The 313-nt window shown below is 70.3% G+C and carries 1 pseudogene; it reads right to left on the reverse strand.

Annotated elements, in window-relative coordinates:
• Nucleotides 1-199: pseudogene (locus tag J7E68_RS05595) on the reverse strand (N-acetylglutamate synthase); the annotation flags it as partial.
• Nucleotides 200-313: the final 114 nt, after the last annotated feature.

A 313-nucleotide genomic window follows, 5' to 3' on the forward strand; every position in this document is an offset into this window, starting at 1 on the left:
GGTCTTCCCAGAACACGTGCAGCGCACCGCATCCGATCAGTTCGCCATCGGCCTCGGCGACGACGAACTCCTGCACCGCGCCATAGAGCACGGCGCGGTCCTTGCCGAGAAGGATGCGCTGCTCGACCATCGGCTGCAGAAGATTCCGGATGCCGATGATGTCGGCGCTGCGCGCCGGACGGACGATGTACTCGCTCACCCCTCAAGCCTAGAACCCGTCGCCTGCCGAGACCCTGAGCCAGCCCGGAATGCCGGAGTCCTGCCCCCTCCCGGTTCCGGCCCCGGCCCCGGCCCCGACCCCGGCCCCCGCCCC

This window comes from Microbacterium sp. ISL-103, assembly GCF_018613995.1.
In the GTDB taxonomy this organism is placed as follows: Bacteria; Actinomycetota; Actinomycetes; order Actinomycetales; family Microbacteriaceae; genus Microbacterium.